Genomic DNA, 17,474 nt, shown 5'->3' on the forward strand with positions numbered 1-17,474 from the left:
TGGGTGGGGGATGAATACGGCCGGAATGACCGCTTGAAGCCGGAACGCGGATCAGCTTGTAACCATTTGCCCTCCGTTAACATGAATACAGGTGCCTGTCACATAGGACGCATCATCACTGGCGAGGTAGACATAGGCTCCTGCCAGCTCATAAGGCTGTGCCGCCCGTTTGAACGGGGTATCTGTCCCGAATACACTGACCTCTTCCGCAGAGAAGCTGGCGGGAATGAGCGGGGTCCACACCGGACCGGGAGCTACACTGTTCACACGGATGCCGCAGTCCGCAAGAGAAAGGGCGAGGGAACGGGTGAAAGAGACAATGGCGCCTTTGGTGGAGGAATAGTCAATGAGCTCCTTGTGGCCCTGGTAAGCGGTAACGGAGGCGGTGTTAATGATGCTGCTTCCATGATGGAGATACGGGAGCGCAGCCTGAGTCAGGAAAAAGAACGGGAAAATATTGGTGCGGTAAGTCTGATAAAGCTGTTCCTCCGAGATATCCAGAATGCTCTTCTGCGGATATTGAACGGCGTGGTTGTTCACCAGAATGTCGAGTTTGCCCAAGGTCTGTACGGTGTGTTCCACCGCCGCTGTGCAGCATTCTTTATAGCGCAGATCCGTCTCAATCCGCAGACAGCGGCGTCCCAGCTCCTCAATCCGGCGTTGTGTAGCTGCGGCATCCGAGGCTTCTTCCAAATAAGCGATAGCAATATCTGCCCCCTCTTTGGCAAAAGCGATAGCAGCCGCTCTTCCAATGCCGCTGTCCCCGCCGGTGATCAGAGCGGTTTTTCCTTGAAGCCGCCCGCTTCTGCCTTCCGGATTCTCGCTGATCGGACGCGGATGCATCAGGCTCTCCAGCCCTGGCTGGCGGTCCTGGTGCTGTGGGGGAAAAGCGATAGGCTGCACTTCGCATACCGTCTTTTCACCGTAATAAGGATAAACGGAATTCATCGGGTGAATCTCCTCCCTGCTTGCTTCTCTCCGTATATTGGTATGCATGCGCCCAGAAAAGCGTGCGGCGTTATCCTTACATAGAATAAACATAGAATTGGGGGAGAATGAATGCTATACAGATCAATGACTATTGACGATTACGAAGCAGCCTACCGCTTGTGGGAGAATACGGCAGGAATGGGCCTTAGTGAAGCGGACTCACGCACGGAGATTGCCCGTTATCTGGAGCGGAATCCGGGAATCAGCCAGGTATGTGTGGAGGAGGACGGTACCCTTGCAGGCACTGCGATGTGCGGACACGACGGGCGCAGAGGATATCTGTATCATGTGGCTGTCCACAGCGGCAGCCGGGGGAAGGGCGCCGGCCGTGAGATGGTGGCGCGCTGCCTGGAGAAATTGCGGGAAGAGGGTATTCTGAAATGCCATCTGATGGTGATCGGGACGAACAGCCTGGGCCGCAGCTTCTGGAACAGCATCGGCTGGCAGGAGCGGGACGGGCTGGTCCTGTTCTCCAAGAACAGCGGATAGGTCACAGTCAATGTAATAGTGTAGCATTGGTGCGGACGCAGTATAATATATAGGAGCTGTACAATGATTGGCATTATTCACTGTGCATTGCCCAATTTGGATAGCGGGAGATCAGAACTATGCGGTTTAAGGATGTTTTCTCAATCATAGGTCCGGCGATGGTCGGGCCTTCCAGTTCGCATACAGCGGGAGCCGCGCGCATCGGCCGGGCGGCGAGGCAGGTGCTTGGGGAATTGCCGGGAGAGGCCGAGGTCACGTTCTTCGGTTCCTTCGCCGCCACGTATCAGGGACACGGGACAGACCGGGCTATAGCCGGAGGTCTGCTGGACTTCGCCACCGATGACCACAGGCTGCCTGATTCCATAGAGCTTGCGGCCGAAGCGGGGATGAAGATTTCCTTCGGCCAGGGAACGGGGCTGTTTCCCCATCCCAATACGGTCCGTCTGCGTCTTGTAGGCAGTGAGAGCGGAACGGAGCTGACGCTTACCGGTACTTCGATCGGCGGGGGCAATATTGAGATTGTGGATATCGACGGCTTCAGTGTGAAGCTTACCGGCATGTATCCGACGGTGCTGATTCAGCATATGGATTATCTGGGTGTACTGGCCAGTGTAACGGATGTGATGCGGGAAGGCCAGTTCAACATCGGACATATGTCACTGGACAGGAAGAACCGCAGCGGAGCGGCCTTGACGGTGCTGGAGCTGGACGAGGCAGCCACGAAGGAACTGCTGGAGAAGCTGCAGGCGCTTCCGGCTGTGAAGACCGTCAAAGTGGTCGATTTGAACGAAAATGGACAAGAACAGAAGGGGAAGGACATCACACCATGAATTTTCAAACACTCAGCCAGCTGGCTGTATTATGTGAAGAGCGGGGGCTTGGAATCGGTGCGCTGATGCTTGAGGAGCAGAGTGCGGAATCCGGCCGTTCCAAGGAGCAGGAATTCGCCACGATGAGCCAGTATTACGGCGTCATGAAGGAAGCGGTAGAGCGCGGCATGACGGAAGATACCACTTCACGCAGCGGTCTGACAGGCTTGGATGCCCAGAGGGTGGGCGCCTATAATGCGGCCGGTGAACCTTGCCTGGGAGGGCCGGCTGGTCAGGCTATGGCCTATGCCCTGGCGGTATCTGAAGTGAATGCCTCCATGGGCCGGATTATTGCCACACCGACTGCCGGGTCCTGCGGAATTATTCCCGGTGTGTTCCTGAGCTGTCAGGAGCGCTTCGGCTGGGACGATGACTATATGGTATCCGGTTTATTCGCTGCCGGAGCGATCGGCTATGTTATCGCTAATAATTCTTTTGTATCGGGAGCGGAAGGCGGCTGTCAGGCCGAGGTGGGCTCAGCTATCGGCATGGCGGCCGGGGCTCTGACTGAGCTGCGCGGCGGGACGCCGGCAGAGGCTGTACATGCGGTAGGCCTGGCGCTAAAAAATACGCTGGGACTCATCTGTGATCCCGTTGGCGGACTTGTGGAGATCCCGTGCATTGTCCGCAACGGCTTCGGTGCCGTTACGGCGCTGGCGGCGGCAGATATGGCTCTGGCCGGTGTCCGCAGCGTGATTCCATCCGATGAGGTGATTAAGGTGATGCTGGAGGTAGGCTCCGCCATGCCCGAGAAGCACCGGGAGACGGCAGGGGGCGGGCTGGCCCAGACGCCAACCGGCCGCCGGATCATGAAGGATTTGCGGACGAAGAAATAACCGGCGGCCGATCGGCAGGGCGGCAGTCTGCCCCGCTTCAGAGCATGCGGAAGCGTTCAAGCTGATCCCACAGGCCCTCCTGCCGGAGAATCTCTGCCTGCTTCGGTCCCATAAGGTCGAAGTGGGGGAAGGGCTGGCGGTTATGAATATACCGCGCCGGAAGACCGTGCTTCCTGCACCATTCCCGCAGGCGGGGAAGATCGCTGCAGCCCACCTTGGTGACTGTGGTGATATCAGGGAAACGCGGGTCTATCCAGTAATGGGTCAAGAAAGCAATCTCCCCTGCGGAGACTGCCTGTTTCCAGCGGGTTAATTCTGCTCGGTTAATTCCAAAGGCCATAGCGGTTCATCCTTATCTTTAAGAGTAAGTTGATTCTATATTGCAAATCAGATGTGAAGGAAGTGAGAGATATGAACGGGCAAGTGAGAGCAGACATCCGCCCCGGACTTCAGGTGGATATCGTGCTGAAGCAGGACCAGGCGACCGGCAAGCTTACACATGGCACGGTTAAAGACATTCTGACCAACTCGCCCCGCCATCCGCACGGGATCAAGGTGCGCCTGACCGACGGCCAGGTAGGACGGGTTAAGAATATCACCGGCTGAACATAGCCGAACCAAGAACTAGACTTAAGAACTTAGAAGCGCCACGAACCGGGCGGTTGTGTAATAGGACAGCCGCCCGGGGAAGGGCGTTTTTTTGAAATATAAGCATTTATATGCTTCCTGCCTAGTAGAGTACCAGATTTAATTCTGTGAATAGGGCTGAACCCCGGAGGTTCCGAATCACGGAACTACAGCGCCCGGCCGAGTTTGCTCCTAACGGACCTGAGAGGCCCTATTCCCGGAAAACACCACGTTTTGCGGTTTAACGGACGGAGTGGATCTTATCGTCTCTCTACGAGAGGTTTAAGAGTAGCAATTCCAAGAATAAGCTCCATGGGGGCCGTTCCTTTGCCGAAGTGGTGACTTTCATCCGGAATAAGAGCGCCTTAGTCCGTAACGCCTTGCCAAACGCCCGAATGAACAACTCCCCTCTTTATCTGGGAATGGCACTTGAAGGTGGGAGCTCCACTCCTGTACTCCTTCAGGTATTAGTATGTTCGCTTATTCGTATACATTGAGCAGATTACCTTCGCGCCATCACATTGTGTTCGGTTTTCCTGTGAAAATACGTCTGGCACTGCGATAAAACGCACGGCCTACGTGGCACGTCCAGTCCAAATGTGTTCGGTTTTCCGATTAGATTCGGCCTACGCAGCGCTCCCAGTCCAATTGTGTTCGGTTTTCCGATTACATTCGTCCTACGTGGCGCTCCCAGTCCAATTCTGTTCGGTTTTCCGATTACATTCGGCCTACGTGGCGCTCCCAGTCCAATTGTGTTCGGTTTTCCGATTACGTTTGGCCTACGTGGCGCTCCCAGTCCAATTGTGTTCGGTTTTCCGTTAAAATTTGTTAAATAGATGAACAGACGACGTTCTGTTTTTTAGCCACGCTGCTCATTTTCATGCTGGAGTTGTGCCTTGAAAGACATGTTTGTTTTCGCATACATTGAGCAGATTACCTTCGCGCCAGTATAATGTGTTCGGTTTTCCGCATACATCTGGCCCATTGACTTCACTCTTATATTCCTTCACGCCTCATCGCGTGCATGAGCTATGCTCAATTGCACTCTGTACAGCTAAATCGTCTGATATATCACCGATGATCGGTTTAGGTGTATTTGGTACCATTAAATTCCGCCCGCACCTTAGTTCTGACCCATTTGGTCAAATTTAGTTGCACAGACTACAGTTATAAGCGGTATTCCTTCCTTTACCCTGTTTTTAATTGCACGTTATACAACTATCGCTGAGGTTCCCTTCAAACTCACTTCATAAATAAATAGCCGGTTTGTTGTTAAACTCACTTCCTCAGTTCCCAAGGGATACTACCGGCTCATGAACTGCTCGACAGACTGGTCGGCCTTGGTCTGATTGCATAAATTACAGGCACAGACGCAGTTATCAGGCGTGGTATGGCCGCCCTTGGCCCGGGGGAGCAGATGGTCGATCGTATCCCCGTATAAGCCGCAGAAATAACAGGTGTAGTTATCCCTGGAGAGAATATAGGCGCGGAAATCTTTGTTGCTGTACAGGCGGCGGATCGTACGCCGGTTGACGACGATGGCGGCATGCTCCTTGACCAGCGTTACAGCAAGCTCCAGGTCGATCTCCTGGTGCCAGCGGCGGCCTTTGTCACTGTGCCCGCGCATCAGAATCATGCCCTTCGCCGAAGGAATCAGGGCAGAGGCATCCTGTGGATCAGGCTTCGGCCCGCGCTGCTGCGGAAGGGTGCGGCCTGTCTCGGCAGCATTGCGGGGACGGGTCTTCCCCTTGAAGCCCGCAGCCCCCGAGCTGCCCCGGGCTTCCTTGGCGCGTTCGGGCCGGGAAGGCTGACGGAGCTGGGCAGCAGGAGGCTTTGCAGTGCCAGCACCTGCTGCTCCGGATATAGAGACCAGGGGCTTGTCCCGCTTCGCGGGTCCCAGGCCGGCCGGACGTTCCGGCAGCGCTGGCTCCGCGCTGGCACGTACCGGAGGCAATACAGCATCTGCTCCGCGAAGCTTGCGGCATTCCCGGCAGGCTCCGCGCCGGGACACTCCCTTCGAGCGCTTGCCTGTACGTCTGCGGAATTCAGAGAGCGGCTTAAGCTGATGACAATAAGCACATTTTTTGGATGTTGCGAGAATAGGTTCAGTCATAAGTATAGTTGGCAGGACGGCTCCTCTGCCGTCAACTGTCCAATCCCTTCTGTATTTTGAGATATAAATGTATATGTTGCATGCGGCTCATAGAATTTCGGTATTTGACCTGATTGATACTAGTATAGCGTAAAGCGCAGACATTCACACAGCAGGCACAAAATGGCGCAAAATCACCATCAGTGTGACATCCCTCCCGTCAGCCCTGAGGAAAAACCTGTAAAATATTAATAAAGCATGAGACTAGGATCTGAAACGATATTAATTATGAACCTGAAATGGGGAATCGGAATGACTTCTGCCACAAAAAAGCCGGGAGCTGTAATTCTGCTGTATGTCCTTCATGCATTTTTGAGTCTTGGGGCTGTCGCCGGAGGGCTGGCGCTGCTGGCTGATCCCAGCGGGGATATGCTCGGAATGCCGGCTTCGGTGCTGGAAAGATCGCCATTTGACAATTTTGTGATTCCGGGACTGCTGCTGCTGGCTTTTTTTGGGCTGCTCCCGCTAATGGTGCTGTTCGGCCTGCTTAAGCAGCCGCAGTGGAGGTGGGGCTATAGACTGACCCCATTCAGGTCGCTGCATGCTTCGTGGAGCTTCTCACTGTATATCGGCTTCGGACTGATTATCTGGATCTTGGTGCAGACCTATATGATGGATGCCGTCAGCGTGATTCACGTGCTCTATACGTCTCTGGGGCTGCTGATTCAGATCGTTACGCTGCTGCCTGCGGTACAAAGATATTTTATGCTGGACGGCTGTGCGGAAAGAAGTTAGAATGTCAGTGAACATAAAAGGGCTTACATTGAGCTGCGGGAGTGAACCGGAAATGACTACGATCTATGATATTGCCAAAAGGACCGGCTACTCACCAACCACGGTGTCCAAGGCGTTCAATAACTATTCTGATGTGCGGGAGAAGACGCGCCAGGAGATTCTGCGTACCGCCCAGGAGATGGGGTATCTCCCTAATGCGCATGCACGTACACTGACGACCAAGAAATCCTGGACCATCGGCGTGTTGTTTGTGGAGAATACGGGAGCGGGTATCCGTCACCCTTTTTTCAGCGCAGTGATTGAGAGCTTCAAGCAGGTTGCCGTAGCCAAGGGCTATGCCCTCATGTTCATCTCGAAAGATGTCGGAGGCAAGCAGAGCGGATATCTGGAGAACTGCCGGATTCGCGGAGTCGACGGAGTGGTTGTGTTTCTCTCTGATTATGATGACCCGTATTTCAAGGAGCTGCTGGAGAGTGATATTCCTACTGTGGTTCTCGATTTCGAGACGGAGCTGTCGCATACGGTCTGCTCGGATAACAGGAGCGGCGCCCTGCTGGCAGTGGAATATCTGACATCGCTCGGACACCGCAGAATTGCCCATATCTCGGGGGGCGGGAATACTTATCCGGGACAACAGCGTGAGCTGGGGTACAGAATGGCGATGGAGCAGAAGGGGCTTGAGGTACCGGACGAGTATGTTGCTGAGGGAGCCTTCTATTCACTGGAGAACGGCTACGGCGCAATGAAGTCTCTGCTTGAGCTGCCGCAGCGGCCGACGGCTGTTTTTGCTTCGGGTGACTTGCTTGCACTGGGTGCAGTTATGGCTGCCAAGGATCTGGGGCTTGCTGTACCGGGGGATATTTCCGTGATGGGTTATGATGACATTGAGCTTGCCGGATATGTAACACCTTCGCTGACTACTGTACGTCAGAATACGGAGCTGCTGGGAACACGGGCGGCTGAGCTGCTGCTGGCATCCATGAATGGTCCGCGTACCAGCCAGGAAGCAGTGGTGCTGCCGGTGGAGATCATTGTAAGGGATTCCTGCGCACCGCCGGGCCAGTCCTGAAAGTGCGTTCATTCGGGAACACCTTTTTTTTCGGCAAAATCGAAACCGGTTTCGATTTCTTTCGTTTTCACCATTCGAAGAGGAGTGATTGACATGTTCACCGTTCAAACCGTAGTAACTGCCAGAGATACGGGGGATCGCCTGAGTCCCAAAGCAGGCCTTCCCTTCAAAGCGGGCCTTCCCGGTGCAACACCGGAAATACGGCTGCACCCGGAGCAGGAGTATCAGACCATCCTTGGTTTTGGCGGCGCCTTCACGGAGGCAGCGGCCTATACCTTGTCGCGGATGAGCCCGGCGAAGCGGGCTGAGGTCATCGGGCGGTATTTTCACCCGGTGGACGGGCTGAATTACAGTATGGGCCGTGTGCATATCCATAGCTGCGATTTCGCACTCGGCAATTATACCTATGTGGAGGATGGCGATACGGAGCTGGCGACCTTCGACATCTCGCATGATCATCAGTGGGTGCTGCCGCTGATCAAGGATGCCATGGAGGTCCGGGGCGGACCGTTCACGATGCTGGCTTCGCCCTGGAGCCCGCCGGCCTGGATGAAGACGAACGGGGAGATGAATAACGGCGGTTCGCTGAAGCCGGAATATGCGCCAGTCTGGGCGAGGTATTATACCAAATTTATTGAGGCCTACCGCAAGGAAGGCGTTCCGGTCTGGGCGGTCTCTGTGCAGAATGAGCCGGCAGCGGTGCAGACCTGGGATTCCTGTGTGTACAGTGCTGAGGAAGAGCGTGATTTTGTCAAAAACCATCTCGGCCCCGTGATGCACGAAGCCGGAATGGGCGATGTGAACATCGTGATCTGGGACCATAACCGCGATATTATGATTGAGCGCGTGACCCCGATTCTGTCGGACCCGGAAGCTGCAAAGTATGTCTGGGGGACCGGTATCCACTGGTACGGCGGCGAGGAGTTTGACAAGGTAGAGAAGGTGCATGAGCTTTTCCCGGATAAGCATGTACTCTTCACTGAAGGCTGCCAGGAGGGCGGCGTGCGGCTGGGGGAATGGTTCACAGGAGAGCGCTACGGCCGGAATATGATTGGCGATCTGAATGCCTGGACCGAAGGCTATCTGGACTGGAATCTGGTGCTGGATGAGACGGGCGGGCCGAACCATGTGGGGAATCTCTGTGATGCTCCGGTGATTGCGGATACGAATACGGACGAGGTTCACTATAACAGCTCGTATTATTACATCGGGCATTTCAGCAAATTCATTGCACCGGGTGCGGTGCGGATCGGGCTGAATGCGGATGCTGAAGGTGTGCTGGCCGCAGCGTTCCGCAACCCGGACGGCAGCCTTGCTGTGGTGCTGATGAATGAAGGCGAGGAAGAACGCTCCCTGACGCTGGGCCTTGGGGATGAAGTAGCCGAATGCAGCCTGCCTGCGCACTCTATTGCGACACATCTGATTAGGCAGGGTTAGGCCTGCGGGGGAGACGGAAAGAGGATGAGTCGTTCCGGCAAAGTGGTGTGGGGATGAGTAGAAGCTGGGAGTTGGGGGCTAGTAGCTGACAGTATGGGGGTAAGGCTGGAGGGTAGGAGGTAGAATCTAGTGACGGATAGGCTGGCGCTGGGAGTTAGAGGCTAGTAGCTAAGAATAGGAGTTAGAAGCTGCAAGCTACAGTCTTAGTCGGAGCGGTTTCACCCCCCCTCTTTAGCCATCTATTGCACTATGTACAGTAGATGCCCCCTAAATCCGGCGAAATTAGCGATCAATTGCATTATGTACAGCAGAATTCAGCTGAAGAGGCCTTTTCGGGCAGAAAGCTGGAAATCTAATGTATGAAATACAACAGAAGGCTGGTCGGGAGCGTAATGAGACAAATTCTATTGTACAAAGTGCAATCACCCAGGCGAGTGGCCATTTTTCAAGAAGTGTAAAGGGGGGGCAGCAGCCATTCAGGGGTCGCAATTACCCAGAAGTTATATAGCACGAGAAAGTTCAGCCGACAACGTAGCTACTGCGGGCCGGTAGCTGAAGCGGGCTGCAAGCGTTTATTAATATTTCTAGGAGGATAAGTATGAGCAATTATTATTTTGATTCAGGTAAATTTGTAATCGAGCAGTTCCATGAAGGCAAGCCGTTCGCCAGCTTCCTGCCCGGCCTGGCCGGGCTGAAGGGGATACCGATGTGGACGTTCTATGTGAACCGCGGCCAGGGGATCAGCAGCTTCGGCGTGCGGGACAAAAACTCACCGATTATGGAGTTCTCTCCAGCCAATATCTCCTACAAGAATGTAAGCTCCACCGGCTTCCGCACCTTCATCAAGCTTAAGGGCAGCACGGAGATCTATGAACCGTTCCAGTCGGCACGGCCGGACCCGGCCGCGAAGCGGATAATGACAATCCTGCCGAACGGCCTGACCATTGAGGAGTCGCATGCCGGACATGGGCTGAAGACAACGGTCCACTATTACAACCTGCCGGGTGATGACTATGCCGCACTGGTCCGTCAGGTGGAGATCGAGAATACCGGCAGTACAGAGCTTGCGCTGGAGCTGCTGGACGGTCTGCCGGAGGTGCTTCCATTCGGGGTGGAGAACAGTAACTATAAGGAGATGGGGAACCTTCTCCGCAGCTGGATGGATGTGTTCAACCTGGAGAATGGAATTCCGTTCTACAAGCTGCGTTCCAGTACGAATGACGATGCGGAAATGAGCTCGATTGAAAGCGGACACTTCTATCTCTCCTCCACGGCAGAAGGGGAGCAGTTGTATCCGATCGTGGACTATGAAGTGATCTTCGGCGGGAATACTTCATTGACATATCCCGACCGCTTCGCGGCGCTGCCGCTGGCCGAGCTGCTGGCACAGGAGCAGTATCCGGTCAACAAGGTGCCGTGCGGATTCAGCGGCGCCGCCAGAACGCTTGCCCCGGGCGCTTCTCTGAAGCTGAACACCATCATTGGACATGTGAATGATATTGGCAGAATCAATCACCGGGCGGCGGAGCTGTGCCGTGAGGAGTATTTTGCCGCCAAAGCCCTTGAAGCTGCCGCTCTAACCGAGGATTTAACGGCGGATATTGCTACCCGGACGTCCTCGCCGGTATTCGATGCCTATTGCCGCCAGTCGTATCTCGACAATCTGCTGCGCGGGGGCTATCCGTTTATCTTCGATAATGGGGCTGAGGGCTTCGTCGTACACCTCTACTCACGCAAGCATGGCGATATGGAACGGGATTATAATTTCTTCTCGCTGGCTCCGGAGTATTATTCCCAGGGCAACGGTAACTTCCGTGATATGAACCAGAACCGGCGTAATGATGTCTTTTTCCATCCCAAGGTGGGCAGCTTCAATATCAAAATGTTCTACAGCCTGATTCAGGCGGACGGCTATAATCCGCTCAGTGTGCAGGGCACCAGCTTCGAGATTCTGCCGGATGCGGGGGATCAGCTTAAGGCGTGGCTGGCCGGAGCGCTTGCAGGCGGTGATGCAGGACTGGAGCGGCTGCTGGCCGGGCGCTTCACGGCAGGCAGTCTGATTAACTATATTGCCGATCATCAGATTACGCTGCAAATAAGCGAGCAGGAGTTCCTCAGTGGTGTGCTTGCCCTGTCGCAGCAGAATATTGAAGCCGCCTTCGGGGAGGGCTTCTGGTCCGATCACTGGACGTACAATCTGGATCTGGTGGAAGGCTATCTTGATATTTATCCTGAGCGCTGCGGGGAGCTGCTGTTCGGGGATGAGACCTATGCGTTCTACGACAGTGCAGCGTATGTCCTGCCGCGCAGCGAGAAATACGTGATCAGCGGCGGCAAGGTCCGGCAATTTGGAGCCTTGCTGGAGGATGAGGAGAAGCTGCATAAGCTAAAACGCAAGGCCTCTGATACCCAGTGGCTGCGGACACAAGGCGGACATGGGGAGATCTACCGGACCAGCTTGTTCGTGAAGATGCTGTCGCTGGCCCTGAACAAATTCACCACTCTTGACCCGTACGGCATGGGTGTTGAGATGGAGGCGAACAAGCCAGGCTGGAATGATGCCATGAACGGGCTGCCGGGACTGGTTGGCTCCGGTATGAGCGAGACGCTGGAGCTTAAGCGGATGCTGGTGTTCATGCTGGAAGCACTGGAGAACACTGCGGATCTGCCTTCAGCAGTGGCACTTCCAGCGGAGATAGCGGCGCTGCTGACGCAGGTAGACCCTGCTGTAACTGAAGCGCTGGACGGCTCACTGGATTCATTCCTGTATTGGGACCGCGTGGCCTCGGCACGCGAGGCTTACCGGGCAGAGATCCGCTTCGGGATTACAGGTGAGACCGCCGAGTGGTCCCTTGCGGTGATCCGCGATATGCTGGCCCGGTGGCTGCGTAAGGTGGATCAGGGTATTAAGCTTGCGGTGACCATGGGCAATGGACTGGTTCCAACCTACTTCCGGTTCGAGGCTACACGCTTCCAGCCGGTCACCGATGAAGCCGGAGAGCCGGTAATCAGCGGTTATGGACTGCCGAAGGCCAGAGTAGAGGCGTTCGAGGCTTCCGCTCTGCCGTATTTCCTGGAAGGCCCTACCCGCTGGCTCAAAACCCTGGACAATAAGCAAACCGCCAAGGAAATCTATACCAAAGTGAAACAAAGCGGCCTGTTCGATCCGGTTACCTCCATGTACCGGACTTCGGTGTCGCTGGAAGAGGAAACGCATGATATCGGCCGCATCCGGGCCTTCACGGCGGGCTGGCAGGAGCGGGAATCCAACTTCCTGCATATGTCGTACAAATATTTGCTGGAGCTGCTGAAGGCCGGTCTGTATGAAGAATTCTACAGTGAGCTGAAGACCTCACTGATTCCGTTCCTTGATCCTGAGGTATACGGACGCAGTACGCTGGAGAATTCCTCGTTCATCTCAACGGGCGGGAATCCTGATCCTGCTACGCATGGCCGGGGGTTCGTGGCCAGACTGAGCGGCTCTACAGCGGAGTTCCTGAGCATGTGGAGAACCATGATGGCGGGAAGTCACCTGTTCTCCATGGAGACTGGCGAGTTGACCCTGACTCTGAATCCGTCGCTGCCTGGATGGCTGTTCGACGAGCAGGCTAAGGTATCCTTCACGCTGCTCGGCGGTACAGAAGTGACGTACTATAATCCGCGTAAGGCAGATACCTTCGGGGACAGCAAGGCGGTGATCCAGAAGCTGACGTTAACCCTCAGGGACGGCGGGGAGCGCGTGATTGCCGGCAGCCTGCTGCGCGGCGAAGACGCCGAGGCCCTGCGGCGGGGAGAGATCGCCTCGATTCTGGCGGCAATGGAATAATCGCAATCTGCAGGTGCAGCAGATTCAGCTACAGGCTATAGGAGGAGACCCGGTGGGGTCTCCTTTTCTTCGTAATTGGGAAATTTACTCTGACTCGTTCGAGAGTAGATGGCTGGATAGGTGAATGAGGTGCAGAAGTGCTCCTTAATTTGCCGGGAATAAACTGGATGGGGTAATGAGGTGCAGAAGTGCTCTCTAATCTGCCTGAAATGGACTGGTGGGTGAAATGAGGTGCAGAAGTGCTCTCTAATCTGCGGGAAATGGGCTGGTGGGTGAAATGAGGTGCAGAAGTGCTCTTTAATCTGCCGGGAATGGGCTGGTGGGTGAAATGAGGTGTATAAGTGCTCTTTAATTTGCCGGAGAGAGTTGGGTGGGTGAAATAAGGTGCATAAATGCACCTTGGCACGCCCTGGCCCCACCCCACCGCGCCCCCTGCCCAACGTGCTACCCGTCCCACCGCGCTACCCGCCCTACCGCGCTACCCGCCCTACCGCGCTACCCGCCCTACCGCGCTACCCGCCCCACCGCGCTACCCGCCCACCGCGCAACCCGCCCCACCAATATGCCGGAAGCAGCCAGGTATATGAAAGGATGTGCCAAGCCGAAATATGAGCCCCTAAATACGAAATCTGGGACCTATCACGGAGGGACTAAAACGCATACAATAAGTACACAGAGATGAAAACGCTTCACAATAAAGATAGGTATTCTGGAGGTCCATACGATGGAGAACAAACGAAGCACCAAGCCTGGTCCGGGAATCGGACCGCTTATTCCGGCCACAATCGAAACCGGTTCAGGTCGCAAGAATTCACTGTGGAAAAGGTTTGTAGCCCAGCGTCATCTGCAGACGATGGCCCTGCTCGGCGTAGCCTGGATGGTCATCTTTAACTACATTCCAATCTATGGCTTGATTATTTCCTTCAAGGAATATAACATCGTCAAGTCGATTGCCGAAGCCCCGTGGGTCGGTCTGGAGCATTTCCGGGAGCTGTTCGCTGACGATGATCTGCCCAATGTCATCCGCAATACGCTCGGCATCAGCTTGATCAAGCTGCTTATCGGGTTCCCGCTGCCGATTATATTCGCACTGTTTCTCAATGAGGTCCGTTCCATCCGGTATAAGAAAGCGATTCAGACGATCTCTTATCTGCCGCATTTCCTGTCCTGGGTTGTACTTGGCGGCATCCTGGCCACCTGGCTGGCCGATGTAGGAATTATTAACAATATTCTGCTTGCCCTGAATCTGATCGACCAGCCGATCACTTATCTGGCGGAACCGAGTTACTTCTGGACCATCATCATTACCTCGGACATTTGGAAGGAGCTTGGCTGGTCAGCGATTATCTATCTCGCGGCGATCGCCGGTGTCTCTCCGGAAATGTACGAAGCGGCTACGATTGACGGGGCGGGACGTTTTCAGAAAATGTGGTTTGTCACACTTCCGGCGATCCGGGCAACGATCAGCATTCTGTTCGTGCTGGCAGTCAGCGGTGTACTGAACTCCAACTTCGACCAGATTCTGGTCCTGCGAAATTCACTGAACGACAGTACTTCTAACGTAATTGATTACTACATCTATCAGACAGGTATTATCTCTAACCGCTTCTCCTATTCTGCGGCGGTCACCCTGGTCAAAGCGGTCATTGCACTGATTCTGCTGCTGATTGCCAATCAGGTATCCAAAAAAATCAACGACACGTCGCTGTTCTAGGACAAGGAGGACCTATATATGTTTGCTCTCAAACGTAAAACCAAAGGCGAGGCTATCTTCGATATTGTCAATAATCTCGTGATGCTCTGCGTCTGCTTCCTGACGCTGTATCCGATCTGGTATGTGCTGGTCAACGCCTTCAATGACGGCAATGATGCCATGCTGGGCGGAATCTACTGGTGGCCGCGGATGATCACCCTGAAGAATTTTGAAGCAGTCTTTGCAAGCCCGGGGATTATGCTGGCGATGGGGATTACGGTTGCCAAGACGGTCATCGGTGTGGCTGTCCATGTCTTCTTCACCGCGATGGTAGCTTATGCGTTATCCCGCAGGGATCTGGTCGGCGGAAAAATTTACATTCTAATCGGTACGATTACCCTGTTCTTCAACGGCGGTCTGATTCCGACCTTCCTGCTGAACCGCGATCTTCATCTGCTCGATAACTTCCTGGTCTATATCATTCCCGTCATGTTCAGCTTCTTCGATCTCATCATCTTCATGACCTTCTTCCGGGAAATTCCCGACGGTCTGGATGAGGCGGCGCGGATAGACGGAGCCAACGACTGGTCCATCCTCCTGCGGATTGTGCTTCCGGTATCCATGCCGGTTATTGCGACCATTGCGCTGTTCCACGGCGTATATCAGTGGAATGATTATTTTGCCGGTATCATCTATGTCAACAATGTGGATCTGCAGCCGATTCAGACCTATCTGTTCCGGGTCGTGGCCCAGTCCAGTTCCAATACCATGATGACCGCTGTTCAAGGCAGCGCAGCAACGAGAACGGTCACTTCGCAGTCTATCAAGCTGGCAACAATGGTAGTGACAACGCTGCCCATCGTGTTCGTCTATCCATTCCTGCAGCGTTACTTCGTCAAAGGCATGATGATCGGCTCGATCAAAGGCTAAACAGCCAAACCACAGGTAACTCCTCCAGCGCCCGGGTGTCTTAAGGGCTACGGGGTTGAGCTTATAATTAATTTTCTCTAGAAAAGGGGTAAACAAATGGGCATGAAACATAAGCCAAAGAAAATGGTCCTGCTGCTCTTGGGACTAATGCTGACCTTCTCTGCAGCGGGCTGCTCCAGCAATAATAATGCCGCAAGCGGAAATAAGGGGAATGACAAGCCGGCGAACACCGAAGCTACAACGGCACCGGCAACAGACGCAGCAGCCACAACAGCACCGGCAGCTTCAGCTGATGAACCGGGCTGGAAAAGCGACACTTCACCGATTACGTTTGACTGGTATCTGAACTTTGCCTGGTTCCCGAATAAATGGGGTGTAGACCCGACCTCGCAATATATTACGAAAAAAACCGGCGTTAATCTTAACTTTATCGTTCCGGCTGGTAATGAGAATGAGAAGCTGAACACGCTGATTGCTTCCGGCAAGCTGCCGGACTTCATCACACTCGGATATTGGGAAGATGCCATTAAGAAAATGGTCGAAGGCGAGCTGGTGCTTCCGCTGAACAAGCTGGCTGAAGAATACGACCCGTATTTCTTCAAAGTGTCCGATAAAGACAAACTGGGCTGGTACACCCAGCCGGACGGCAATGTATACGGCTATCCTAACTCCTCCTCCTCTCCTGCAGATTACGAGAAATACGGCGATACCTATGTATCGAACCAGACCTTCGTAGTCCGCAAGGATATCTATGAAGCGATCGGCAGCCCGGATATGCGTACGCCTGAAGGATTCCTCGCTGCGCTGAAGGCGGCACAGGAGAAATTCCCTCAGGTCAACGGCCAGCCGCTGATTCCGCTGGGTCTGCATGAGTTCACTGAGAACGGCAATGACTCGCTGGAAGGCTACATTCAGAACTTCCTGGCGATTCCTTGGGAAAAAGACGGCAAGGTGTATGACCGCGAGACAGATCCTGAATATGTACGCTGGATGAAGACCCTCCGCCAGGCGAATCAGGACGGACTCTTGGCGAAGGACATCTTCATTGACAAACGTGCACAAATGGAAGAAAAGATCGTGCAGGGCCGCTACTTCGCTATGCTGTACCAGCGGACTGACTTTGCTTCCCAGCTCGGAACGATTTCGCAGAAGAATCCCGATCAGGTCTATATTGCTGTAGACGGACCGGCCAACACTAAGATGGACCCGCCTGAACTGAACGGCCCTGGGATCTCCGGCTGGACGGTAACGCTGATCTCCAAGGATGTTAAGGATAAAGCACGTGCGATTAAATTCCTCAGCTATCTGAACAGTGAGGAAGGCAACAAGGATCTTTATCTGGGCGAAAAGGGTGTCAGCTATGATACAATTGACGGCAAGGACCAGTTCCTTCCCGAAGCGCTTAAGCTGATGAACACGGACCGTGCAGCATTTGATAAGCAATTCGGCTCCTCGTTCACGTTCTGGATGATGCAGAATACGAATATTACGGACCAATGGAAACCGGAATCGGTTGAGCCTTACAAACAACTGGAAGACTGGACCAAAGGCAAGTCGATTAATACTTCCGAATTCCAGCTGATCGACCCTACCGGCAACTCGCCGGAAGGCATTGTCGCCACCAAGCTGAAACAGCTGCGCGGCAAAACGATGCCGAAGCTGCTTATGGCAGATTCCGATGCGGAATTTGATAAGATCTGGAGCGAATATCTGACCAAAAAAGAAAAAGAAGGCCAAGCGACCTTCGATGCTTACCGTCAGACGAAATATGAAGAAAACAAGAAAAAGCTAGGAATGTAGCTTTCTATACCGGACCCAATT

14 protein-coding genes are annotated in these 17,474 nt (G+C 54.2%); 11 read left to right on the plus strand and 3 right to left on the minus strand.

The annotated features are described in order from the left end of the window. Positions 1-51: 51 nt before the first annotated feature. Complete coding sequence (locus tag KDC22_RS02280; protein WP_211721943.1) at positions 52-948, minus strand: SDR family oxidoreductase; 897 nt, start codon at positions 946-948, stop codon at positions 52-54. A 111-nt stretch (positions 949-1,059) separates the two neighbouring features. Here KDC22_RS02280 and KDC22_RS02285 point away from each other — a divergent pair, with 111 nt between their 5' ends. The 3 genes from KDC22_RS02285 to sdaAA all read left to right on the plus strand — a co-directional run bounded on the left by KDC22_RS02285 (position 1,060) and on the right by sdaAA (position 3,184). Next, positions 1,060-1,479, plus strand: a complete 420-nt coding sequence (locus tag KDC22_RS02285) for a GNAT family N-acetyltransferase (protein ID WP_211721944.1) — start codon at positions 1,060-1,062, stop codon at positions 1,477-1,479. Between the two features lie 119 nt (positions 1,480-1,598). After that, positions 1,599-2,309, plus strand: coding sequence for an L-serine ammonia-lyase, iron-sulfur-dependent subunit beta (gene sdaAB, locus KDC22_RS02290; protein WP_211721945.1), 711 nt, complete (start codon positions 1,599-1,601; stop codon positions 2,307-2,309). Then, the gene (gene sdaAA, locus KDC22_RS02295; protein ID WP_173134842.1) at positions 2,306-3,184 is read left to right on the plus strand and encodes an L-serine ammonia-lyase, iron-sulfur-dependent, subunit alpha; all 879 of its coding nucleotides are present in this window, start codon (positions 2,306-2,308) and stop codon (positions 3,182-3,184) included. The genes sdaAB and sdaAA overlap by 4 nt, the downstream gene beginning before the upstream one ends. Before the next feature lie 37 nt (positions 3,185-3,221). Here sdaAA and KDC22_RS02300 read toward each other — a convergent pair whose 3' ends face one another. Next, positions 3,222-3,524, minus strand: coding sequence for a hypothetical protein (locus KDC22_RS02300; RefSeq protein WP_173134839.1), 303 nt, complete (start codon positions 3,522-3,524; stop codon positions 3,222-3,224). A gap of 71 nt (positions 3,525-3,595) precedes the next feature. Between KDC22_RS02300 and KDC22_RS02305 the strand changes: the two genes are divergently transcribed. Further along, complete coding sequence (locus tag KDC22_RS02305; RefSeq protein ID WP_173134836.1) at positions 3,596-3,790, plus strand: YwbE family protein; 195 nt, start codon at positions 3,596-3,598, stop codon at positions 3,788-3,790. A 1,324-nt stretch (positions 3,791-5,114) separates the two neighbouring features. On the opposite strand, the gene KDC22_RS02310 is transcribed toward KDC22_RS02305, so the two are convergent. Beyond that, complete coding sequence (locus tag KDC22_RS02310) at positions 5,115-5,924, minus strand: HNH endonuclease signature motif containing protein (RefSeq protein WP_211721946.1); 810 nt, start codon at positions 5,922-5,924, stop codon at positions 5,115-5,117. A gap of 267 nt (positions 5,925-6,191) precedes the next feature. On the opposite strand from KDC22_RS02310, the gene KDC22_RS02315 reads away from it, so the two are divergent. The 7 genes from KDC22_RS02315 (at position 6,192) to KDC22_RS02345 (ending at position 17,453) form a co-directional block, all read left to right on the plus strand. Next, the gene (locus KDC22_RS02315) at positions 6,192-6,698 is read left to right on the plus strand and encodes a hypothetical protein (RefSeq protein ID WP_246553253.1); all 507 of its coding nucleotides are present in this window, start codon (positions 6,192-6,194) and stop codon (positions 6,696-6,698) included. Between the two features lie 52 nt (positions 6,699-6,750). Further along, complete coding sequence (locus KDC22_RS02320; RefSeq protein ID WP_211721947.1) at positions 6,751-7,767, plus strand: LacI family DNA-binding transcriptional regulator; 1,017 nt, start codon at positions 6,751-6,753, stop codon at positions 7,765-7,767. 93 nt (positions 7,768-7,860) lie between these two features. After that, positions 7,861-9,204: a glycoside hydrolase family 30 protein gene (locus tag KDC22_RS02325; protein ID WP_211721948.1), complete on the plus strand. Its 1,344-nt coding sequence runs from the start codon at positions 7,861-7,863 to the stop codon at positions 9,202-9,204. Between the two features lie 598 nt (positions 9,205-9,802). Further along, positions 9,803-13,030, plus strand: a complete 3,228-nt coding sequence (locus KDC22_RS02330; RefSeq protein ID WP_211721949.1) for a cellobiose phosphorylase — start codon at positions 9,803-9,805, stop codon at positions 13,028-13,030. Positions 13,031-13,754: 724 nt separating this feature from the next. After that, positions 13,755-14,744 carry an ABC transporter permease gene (locus tag KDC22_RS02335; RefSeq protein ID WP_173140772.1) on the plus strand — a complete coding sequence of 330 codons (990 nt, stop codon included), beginning with the start codon at positions 13,755-13,757 and terminating at the stop codon, positions 14,742-14,744. A gap of 18 nt (positions 14,745-14,762) precedes the next feature. Next, positions 14,763-15,653, plus strand: coding sequence for a carbohydrate ABC transporter permease (locus KDC22_RS02340; protein WP_173140774.1), 891 nt, complete (start codon positions 14,763-14,765; stop codon positions 15,651-15,653). A gap of 96 nt (positions 15,654-15,749) precedes the next feature. Then, positions 15,750-17,453: a type 2 periplasmic-binding domain-containing protein gene (locus tag KDC22_RS02345; RefSeq protein WP_211721950.1), complete on the plus strand. Its 1,704-nt coding sequence runs from the start codon at positions 15,750-15,752 to the stop codon at positions 17,451-17,453. Positions 17,454-17,474: the final 21 nt, after the last annotated feature.

Origin of the sequence: Paenibacillus tritici (assembly GCF_018207515.1) — a bacterium.
Lineage (GTDB): Bacteria > Bacillota > Bacilli > Paenibacillales > Paenibacillaceae > Paenibacillus_AQ > Paenibacillus_AQ tritici.

Excerpts from the sequence above, each read along its gene's own strand:
- KDC22_RS02280 (WP_211721943.1), bottom strand. The coding sequence starts at position 948 with ATGAATTCCGTTTATCCTTATTACGGTGAAAAGACGGTATGCGAAGTG.
- KDC22_RS02285 (WP_211721944.1), top strand. The coding sequence starts at position 1,060 with ATGCTATACAGATCAATGACTATTGACGATTACGAAGCAGCCTACCGC.
- sdaAB (WP_211721945.1), top strand. The coding sequence starts at position 1,599 with ATGCGGTTTAAGGATGTTTTCTCAATCATAGGTCCGGCGATGGTCGGG.
- sdaAA (WP_173134842.1), top strand. The coding sequence starts at position 2,306 with ATGAATTTTCAAACACTCAGCCAGCTGGCTGTATTATGTGAAGAGCGG.
- KDC22_RS02300 (WP_173134839.1), bottom strand. The coding sequence starts at position 3,524 with ATGGCCTTTGGAATTAACCGAGCAGAATTAACCCGCTGGAAACAGGCA.
- KDC22_RS02305 (WP_173134836.1), top strand. The coding sequence starts at position 3,596 with ATGAACGGGCAAGTGAGAGCAGACATCCGCCCCGGACTTCAGGTGGAT.
- KDC22_RS02310 (WP_211721946.1), bottom strand. The coding sequence starts at position 5,924 with ATGACTGAACCTATTCTCGCAACATCCAAAAAATGTGCTTATTGTCAT.
- KDC22_RS02315 (WP_246553253.1), top strand. The coding sequence starts at position 6,192 with ATGAACCTGAAATGGGGAATCGGAATGACTTCTGCCACAAAAAAGCCG.
- KDC22_RS02320 (WP_211721947.1), top strand. The coding sequence starts at position 6,751 with ATGACTACGATCTATGATATTGCCAAAAGGACCGGCTACTCACCAACC.
- KDC22_RS02325 (WP_211721948.1), top strand. The coding sequence starts at position 7,861 with ATGTTCACCGTTCAAACCGTAGTAACTGCCAGAGATACGGGGGATCGC.
- KDC22_RS02330 (WP_211721949.1), top strand. The coding sequence starts at position 9,803 with ATGAGCAATTATTATTTTGATTCAGGTAAATTTGTAATCGAGCAGTTC.
- KDC22_RS02335 (WP_173140772.1), top strand. The coding sequence starts at position 13,755 with ATGGAGAACAAACGAAGCACCAAGCCTGGTCCGGGAATCGGACCGCTT.
- KDC22_RS02340 (WP_173140774.1), top strand. The coding sequence starts at position 14,763 with ATGTTTGCTCTCAAACGTAAAACCAAAGGCGAGGCTATCTTCGATATT.
- KDC22_RS02345 (WP_211721950.1), top strand. The coding sequence starts at position 15,750 with ATGGGCATGAAACATAAGCCAAAGAAAATGGTCCTGCTGCTCTTGGGA.